The sequence below is a fragment of the Type-D symbiont of Plautia stali genome, from assembly GCF_001485335.1.
In the GTDB taxonomy this organism is placed as follows: domain Bacteria; phylum Pseudomonadota; class Gammaproteobacteria; order Enterobacterales; family Enterobacteriaceae; genus Pantoea; species Pantoea vagans_C.
On the sequence record NZ_BBOC01000005.1, the window covers coordinates 120,277 to 127,952 of the forward strand.

General features: G+C 50.9%; 7 protein-coding genes and 3 tRNA genes. 8 read left to right on the forward strand and 2 right to left on the reverse strand.

The window, feature by feature from the left end; all coding sequences use genetic code 11:
• Nucleotides 1-404 precede the first annotated feature (404 nt).
• The 6 genes from uvrY (at nt 405) to PSSD_RS03165 (ending at nt 4,114) form a co-directional block, all read left to right on the forward strand.
• On the forward strand, nt 405-1,064 hold the full coding sequence (gene uvrY, locus PSSD_RS03140) for a UvrY/SirA/GacA family response regulator transcription factor (protein ID WP_058969388.1): 660 nt from the start codon (nt 405-407) through the stop codon (nt 1,062-1,064).
• A complete protein-coding gene (gene uvrC / locus PSSD_RS03145) occupies nt 1,057-2,889 on the forward strand; it encodes an excinuclease ABC subunit UvrC (RefSeq protein ID WP_058969390.1) in 1,833 nt (610 codons plus the stop codon). The genes uvrY and uvrC overlap by 8 nt, the downstream gene beginning before the upstream one ends.
• Before the next feature lie 68 nt (nt 2,890-2,957).
• A complete protein-coding gene (pgsA, locus tag PSSD_RS03150) occupies nt 2,958-3,506 on the forward strand; it encodes a CDP-diacylglycerol--glycerol-3-phosphate 3-phosphatidyltransferase (protein WP_058969392.1) in 549 nt (182 codons plus the stop codon).
• Between the two features lie 319 nt (nt 3,507-3,825).
• Nucleotides 3,826-3,901: transfer RNA gene (locus PSSD_RS03155), tRNA-Gly, on the forward strand.
• Nucleotides 3,902-3,943: 42 nt separating this feature from the next.
• Nucleotides 3,944-4,017 (forward strand) — tRNA-Cys (locus PSSD_RS03160).
• 11 nt (nt 4,018-4,028) lie between these two features.
• Nucleotides 4,029-4,114, forward strand: a tRNA-Leu gene (locus tag PSSD_RS03165).
• A 133-nt stretch (nt 4,115-4,247) separates the two neighbouring features.
• Here the strand turns inward: PSSD_RS03165 and PSSD_RS03170 are convergent.
• Both PSSD_RS03170 and PSSD_RS03175 read right to left on the reverse strand, forming a co-directional pair.
• Nucleotides 4,248-5,744, reverse strand: coding sequence for a SulP family inorganic anion transporter (locus tag PSSD_RS03170; protein WP_039328923.1), 1,497 nt, complete (start codon nt 5,742-5,744; stop codon nt 4,248-4,250).
• Between the two features lie 154 nt (nt 5,745-5,898).
• Nucleotides 5,899-6,156 (reverse strand): biofilm/acid-resistance regulator YmgB/AriR, encoded by a 258-nt coding sequence (locus tag PSSD_RS03175; protein WP_058969394.1) that lies wholly within the window; start codon nt 6,154-6,156, stop codon nt 5,899-5,901.
• Between the two features lie 485 nt (nt 6,157-6,641).
• On the opposite strand from PSSD_RS03175, the gene PSSD_RS03180 reads away from it, so the two are divergent.
• Nucleotides 6,642-7,073 carry a MarR family winged helix-turn-helix transcriptional regulator gene (locus tag PSSD_RS03180; protein ID WP_058969396.1) on the forward strand — a complete coding sequence of 144 codons (432 nt, stop codon included), beginning with the start codon at nt 6,642-6,644 and terminating at the stop codon, nt 7,071-7,073.
• 2 nt (nt 7,074-7,075) lie between these two features.
• Nucleotides 7,076-7,676, forward strand: a 601-nt coding sequence (locus tag PSSD_RS03185) for an MFS transporter (protein WP_153011401.1), incomplete at its 3' end; no start/stop codon positions are given.

The following is a 7,676-nucleotide window of genomic DNA, read 5'->3' on the forward strand; positions in this document are numbered from 1 at the left end:
TGTTGACACATTACCTGTGCGTAAAAAACAGAGTATATCATAAGGTTGTTTGAGGAATTTAGGCCAGGCGAAGCGGTAAATGTCATGAGGGTGATTAATTGCTGTTCGCGCTATTTATCACCAGGGAAGAATGAAAAGGATCCCCCTATTTATTTCGTCGTGATATCACAGGCAGGAGAAAATGTTATAAATTATAACATAATGATATTAATCACAATTTTGAATTTTAATTCTTGCATGTTAATGCGTTATACACAAATGACAAGGGCCGAGTGGGCCTAATTGATTTACATCATTTCAATTGGGATTTATCTGCGTTACCAGATGTTATTTCCCCCGCAAACCCGGTAAGATGGCCTCCCAGTAATATATTTTCCCTTCACTAACCTGCGGAGTACGTCCCGTTGATCAGCCTGCTTCTTGTTGATGACCATGAACTGGTACGCGCCGGTATTCGCCGTATTCTTGAAGATATGAAGGGACTCGTGATTGCCGGGGAAGTGGCCTGTGGCGAAGATGCGGTTAAATGGTGTCGCAGTAACCCGGTTGACGTGGTGCTGATGGACATGAATATGCCCGGCATTGGTGGCCTCGAGGCCACACGCAAAATCGCGCGTTTTAATCCTGACATCCGCATCATTATGCTCACCATTCACACTGAAAATCCGCTGCCGGCGAAAGTGATGCAGGCCGGTGCTTCGGGGTATTTGAGTAAAGGTGCTGCGCCGCAGGAAGTGGTGAGTGCGATTCGTTCTGTGCATTCCGGGCAGCGCTATATCGCGTCTGATATCGCTCAGCAAATGGCACTCAGCCAGATCGAGCCGCAAAAAGCAGAATCTCCGTTCAGCTGTTTGTCGGAACGGGAATTGCAGATTATGCTGATGATCACCCGAGGGCAAAAGGTGACGGACATTTCCGAGCAGCTCAATCTTAGCCCGAAAACCGTTAACAGCTATCGTTATCGCATGTTCAGCAAACTGAATATCAGTGGCGACGTAGAGTTAACGCATTTGGCCATTCGTCATGGCCTGTTCAATGCGGAGCCATTAATCAGTAGTGAGTGACGTTTTCAACTCCAAAGCCTTTCTCAGCACCGTGACCAGTCAGCCCGGCGTCTACCGTATGTATGACGCGACAGGCACGGTGATCTATGTTGGCAAAGCCAAAGACCTCAAAAAGCGTCTGACCAGCTATTTTCGTACTCAAGTGGGCAGTCGCAAGACCGAGGTATTGGTCAGTAACATTCACAATATTGATGTCACCGTCACCCACACCGAAACCGAGGCGTTGCTGCTTGAGCATAATTACATCAAGCTCTATCAGCCGCGGTACAACGTGTTGTTGCGCGATGATAAATCCTATCCTTATATTTTCCTGAGTGCTGACGAGCATCCACGCTTGGCCATGCATCGCGGTGCTAAGCATGCTAAAGGTGAATACTTTGGACCGTTCCCCAATGGTTACGCGGTGCGCGAAACCCTGGCCTTGCTGCAAAAAGTTTTTCCCATTCGTCAGTGTGAGAACAGCGTGTATCGCAACCGCTCTCGCCCCTGTCTGCAATATCAGATTGGACGCTGCCTTGGCCCCTGTGTCGCCGGTCTGGTGACAGAAGAGGAGTATCGACAGCAGACCGATTACGTCCGTCTTTTTCTTGCGGGTAAAGATGATCAGGTGATTAACCAACTGGTCAAACGTATGGAAGAGGCCAGCCAAGGATTACGCTTCGAAGAAGCCGCACGTCTGCGCGATCAGATTCAGGCGGTACGGCGTGTGACGGAAAAACAGTTTGTCTCGAATCAAGGCGACGATCTGGATGTGATGGGCGTGTCATTCGATGCTGGTATGGCGTGTTTGCACGTGCTGTTTATTCGCCAGGGTAAAGTGTTGGGCAGCCGCAGTTACTTCCCGAAAGTGCCTGCTGATACCGAATTAACCGAAGTGGTGCAAACCTTTGTCGGCCAGTTTTATCTGCAGGGCAGTGAAGCACGCACCTTGCCCGCCGATATTTTGCTCGACTTCAATTTACCCGAACGTGAATTGCTGGCTGAGTCGTTAAGTGAGTTAGCCGGGCGTAAAGTGAACATCCAGAGTAAACCGCGTGGCGATCGCGCACGCTATCTCAAGCTGGCACGCACCAATGCCGCGACAGCATTGACCACTAAACTCTCCCAGCACTCGACTATTCAACAACGGCTCGCGGCGCTGGCGGTGTTTCTTGAGCTTGATAGCATCAAACGTATGGAGTGCTTCGACATCAGTCACACCATGGGAGAGCAGACTATTGCCTCCTGTGTGGTGTTTAACCGTGATGGCCCACTGCGTTCAGACTATCGTCGCTATAACATTGAAGGCATCACGCCTGGGGATGATTACGCGGCGATGAATCAGGTGTTACGCCGTCGCTATGGCAAAGCGTTGGAACAGGACAAGATCCCGGATGTGATTATCATTGACGGGGGAAAAGGTCAGTTGGCGCAAGCGAAGCAAGTGTTTGCCGAACTGGATGTGCCATGGGATAAAGATCGACCCATTCTGCTGGGCGTGGCAAAAGGTAGCGATCGCAAAGCCGGGCTGGAAACTCTGTTTTTCGAAGCGGAAGGAGAGGGCGTCTCTCTGCCGCCGGACTCGCCAGCACTGCATGTCATTCAGCACATTCGTGATGACTCTCACAATCATGCAATTTCAGGACACCGGAAAAAACGCGCGAAAGTGAAGAACACCAGTGCACTGGAAAGCATAGAAGGCGTAGGGCCAAAACGGCGTCAACAGCTGCTTAAGTACATGGGTGGCCTGCAACCGCTGATGAATGCCAGCGTTGATGAGATAGCGAAAGTACCTGGGATTTCCTTTGCACTGGCGGAAAAAATATACCACTCGCTGAAACACTAACGTTGAAACAGGGGGGGCAATGTAGGAACATACGTTAAATCCTACCCACACCAGACAGTTACTGGCATATGCAATTTAACATTCCGACGTGTCTTACCCTGTTTCGAGTTGTACTGATTCCTTTCTTCGTGCTGGCATTCTATCTGCCATTTCACTGGGCACCTTTTGTCACCGCGCTGATATTTGTGGTTGCTGCGATAACTGACTGGTTTGATGGCTTCCTTGCCCGTCGCTGGAAGCAGACCACGCGTTTTGGCGCGTTCCTTGACCCTGTCGCTGATAAAGTGATGGTGGCGATTGCTCTGGTGCTGGTGGCGGAACATTTTCACGCTTGGTGGATTACCTTACCTGCTGCCACCATGATTGCGCGTGAAATCATTATCTCTGCCTTGCGTGAGTGGATGGCGGAGATCGGCAAACGCAGCAGCGTTGCCGTGTCATGGATTGGTAAAGTCAAAACCACTGCGCAGATGTTCTCACTGTTTGTCCTGTTATGGCGCCCAGATGCCACTGTCGTGGGTGTTGGTGTGGTGGCGTTGTATATCGCAGCGGTGCTGACCTTCTGGTCAATGTTCCAGTATTTGAGCGCAGCACGCGGCGATTTGCTCGATAGCTGATCGATACGATTCAAAAAGCAGCAAACGGACGCACTGCGTGGATAATTCTGTTGACTCATTGCGTCAGATAAGTAGAATGCATCGCATCGAACGGCAGCGAGTCTGAAAGAAGCTGAGTGAAATCAGTAAGTTCGGTGAAATACAGGTTTAAACCTTCGAGTGTACAGCCAAGGCAGTGACTTAAAGGTGAAGTACAGAATCGAGTAGTTGAGTTGGTAACAAGGCGGCAATTGAACGAATGCCTGGGAGCTTACTTAAGTAAGTGACCTGGTTGAGTGAAAGCAGCCAACGCAGTTAGCGACTCAAATACGAAGATTATGCGGGAATAGCTCAGTTGGTAGAGCACGACCTTGCCAAGGTCGGGGTCGCGAGTTCGAGTCTCGTTTCCCGCTCCAAATGTAGTTGCCTGTTTTTAACGGGTGACATATCAGAATAAAGGCGCGTTGGCAGAGTGGCCATGCAACGGATTGCAAATCCGTCTACCTCGGTTCGACTCCGGGACGCGCCTCCAATTTACACCCTGCCCGGGTGGTGAAATCGGTAGACACAAGGGATTTAAAATCCCTCGGCTTATGGCTGTGCGGGTTCAAGTCCCGCCCCGGGCACCATATTTAGCTAGACCTAAAACCAAATAAAATCAAAGCAATATGCAGTAATGTCGTGACCGCCTAAGGGCGGTTTTTTTGTTTTTGTCGTGTCCAATATATCAATAGGGGAGGCCCTCAGGCCTCCCTAAAAAACTTATCCCAGATTGCCACTCAATCGATCGCGGAAATCGCTGCTGCGGTTATCTAATCCAATAAACTGTACCGCTGCGCCGTGACGCTGATAGCGATGCTCAATCGCATCGAGTGCCGCGACGCTCGACGCATCCCAGATTTGCGCATGAGTCAGGTCAATGGTGACGATTTTAGGGTCGTGACCGTAGTCGAAGTGTTCAAACAGATCGTTACTGCTGCCGAAGAACAGCGGTCCGCGCACGGTGTAATGCACCTGCTCACCGTCTTCACTCAACTTACGTTCAGCGTGGATAACGTGCGCGATGCGGCGTGCAAACAGCATCATGGCGAGAATGACACCAATCAGAACGCCCAGTGCCAGATTGCCTGTCCATACGGTGACGGCCACGGTGAGTACCATAACTGAGGTTTCGGACCACGGCATACGTTTGAGCGTTGCCGGTTGCAGACTATGCCAGTTCACTGTTTTGACAGCGACCACCATCATGATACCTGCCAGAACCACCATCGGGATCTGCGCCATAATGTGGCTCAAACCCGTGACCAGCAACAGCAGCACGATACCCGCTGCAATAGTAGATACTCGGGTACGCGCTTTGCCCAATTCCACGTTGACGATGGTCTGACCGATCATCGCACAGCCGGCAATGCCGCCATAGAATCCAGCAAGGATATTGCCCACGCCAAGAGCCCAGGATTCACGGCGTTTACCTGAAGGGGTATCCGTAATATCGTCAACCAGTTTCGCCGTGAGTAGCGACTCCATCAGACCAACAAAGGCAATACTTAGCGCTGTAGGCCAGACGATTTGTAGCGTTTGCAGATTAAAAGGGACTAACAACGTGGTAAAACCTGGAAGGCCCGCACTCATTGGCCCCTCATCGCCGACGTTGGGTACCCGATAACCCATCAGGAGCGCCACACCGGTGACCACCACAATCGCCACCAGCGGGGATGGAACGCTTTTCAGGATTTTTGGCAGTAACAGCACTATTGCCAGGGTGGCAGCAAACAGCACCCAAACCAATCCTGACTGCCCCCAAACGTGCGGGACTTGTGCAAAGAAAATTAATATTCCGAGCGCATTCACAAAGCCGATCATCACCGAGCGCGGAATATAGCGCATCATGCGGGATAATCCTGCCAGGCCGAAGATGATCTGGATAATGCCCCCCAGGATCACGGCCGGTAAGATGTACTCCACGCCGTGAACGTGCACCATCGGGCCAATGACCAGCGCGACCGAACCGGCTGCTGCGGTGACCATCGCCGGACGTCCGCCAAGAATGGAGAGCGTCAGGCAAAGTACGACCGAAGCGACCAGGCTCACTTTGGGGTCGACGCCGGCTATCACAGAAAAGGAGATGACTTCAGGAATCAGTGCCAGCGCGGTGATGACACCCGCCAGGCACTCTCGGGTCAGTAAAGCAGGCGAGCGTAGCACGCTGCCCACCGTGATATCGTTCACCGCTGGGGCGTGTTCAGTGGGTTGGCTCATAAATTTTGCAGGCTCTTTTATTATTTTGCGCATGCTGTCACGGCATGGCAGTAACCAGATGGAAATCAGACGAGGAAGATGTTAACTGGCAAAGCTGAAGGGTGCTAGTAAAAAGGGTAGGCAAACAAGTGTGATTCCGTCCCTGGAATCGATATTAAACCTGAATATCGTCTGGCGTTTTATTCACCACCAGTTCCAGTAAATGGCGATAAATATCTAAGGTGATGACATCACTTTCCATTTCCAGACGCTGGATTAACGAAGCGATAATCGTCTTATTCGTCACCTGCATACCACATTGCAGGATTTCCGCAATAATTTGACCAAACACTTCCATCTCAACGCTGTCGCTGTTACCTGCAAGTTTAAAGTAGTCAGCGATGGCTTCGCTGCTGGTCGCAGTATTTTGCATGTGTGAAGCCCTTATGATCGGTCTGTTGGCAGAGATGCCTTCAGCTCCATGATGAAAAAATACGTGCGGACAGGCACGTATGACCCAAACTCATCAACCAACGCAAAAAAGACACCTCTGAAGGTGGAAATCCAATACACCTTCAGAGGCGACGCAATATGCATCATTCGTTACGGAGCCATTAGCTGGCTCACGGGAGATAAAGTTATAAAATTTGATGTAACTTGTACAAGTGGTTTTTTGTGCATAACGTGCTAATCGTTAAAATACAATAAGTTAAATTGATGCCTGAGATTGAAAACTTATACAAAAAGGTTGTACAGCATCGATATCATCATCATGTTGTACAATAAAAAGGGGGAGCAGAGCGCAGGGGATGTGTGCAATTGACGGTGGCAATGTAAGCAAACTTTTCAATGGCACTCGGCTTTGCTTATAATAACGCACCCGTTTAGTTAGAAACCTAACCATTAGGCTACTACGTTTTGAGCGACTATCCACAACCTTTTTCTCGTTTATTACATCTCACTGCGCACGCATGGCGTCTGGCGGTGGATCGCCGCCTGAAAGAGAGCGGTCTGAGTATGAGCAGCTGGATGGCGATCGCCACCGTCGCTACCGCCAACGAACCGCCAACACAAAAAGCACTGGCACAGCTGCTGGGCCTGGAAGAGGCGAGTGTGGTGCCTTTGGTCGATCGATTGGTCAAGCAGCAATTGCTGGCGCGCGTGCAGCCGAAAGAGGACCGTCGTAAACGTCTGCTGGTGCTGACAGAGCAAGGACGTGTGGCCTTTGCTGAGGTCAAAACACAGGCGGATGCCCTGCGCGCGCAACTGCTGGCGGACATCGACCCTGACGCACTGGCGGTAACCGAAAAAGTGCTGCAACAACTGCTGGCTAAATTGGGAAGCAGCTAGTCGTGGCCAAACGCAATCCCTATGCCCAGCGAGAGTGGCTGCCGCATGAAAAACCGATGCTGCCGGGCTCACCTTCTACGCCAATCCATTCACCCTCAAAGCGGGTGGCATTTGGCATCATTGGACTGCTGATTTCCATTACCGGTGCACTCAGTAATGCACTGGTCACCGCCAACCTCACCAATCTGCAGGGCACATTTGGTGCTTACACCAATGAAATCGCCTGGCTGCCTGCGGTTTATGTGATGGGTAATATCTCCATCAACTTGCTGTTAGTGAAATTCCGCCAGCAGTTCGGGTTGCGTTTGTTCACCGAAGCTTTTCTGGTGCTGTACGTCATCGTGGCGTTCTTCCATATCCTGGCTAACGATCTTAGCTCGGCGATTATTGTGCGAACCGCACATGGTATGGTCGGCGCGGCACTCAGCTCGCTCGGCATTTATTACCAAATTCAGGCATGGCCAGCGAAACACCGGCTGAAAGCGTTGGTGATTGGTATCACCGCTTCACAGCTGGCCATCCCTTTGGCTCGCCTGTTTTCGACTGAACTATTGCAACTGGAAGAGTGGCGCGGGTTGTATCTGTTTGAACTCGGGCTGGCGT

Excerpts from the sequence above, each read along its gene's own strand:
- pgsA (WP_058969392.1), top strand. The coding sequence starts at position 2,958 with ATGCAATTTAACATTCCGACGTGTCTTACCCTGTTTCGAGTTGTACTG.
- PSSD_RS03175 (WP_058969394.1), bottom strand. The coding sequence starts at position 6,156 with ATGCAAAATACTGCGACCAGCAGCGAAGCCATCGCTGACTACTTTAAA.
- PSSD_RS03170 (WP_039328923.1), bottom strand. The coding sequence starts at position 5,744 with ATGAGCCAACCCACTGAACACGCCCCAGCGGTGAACGATATCACGGTG.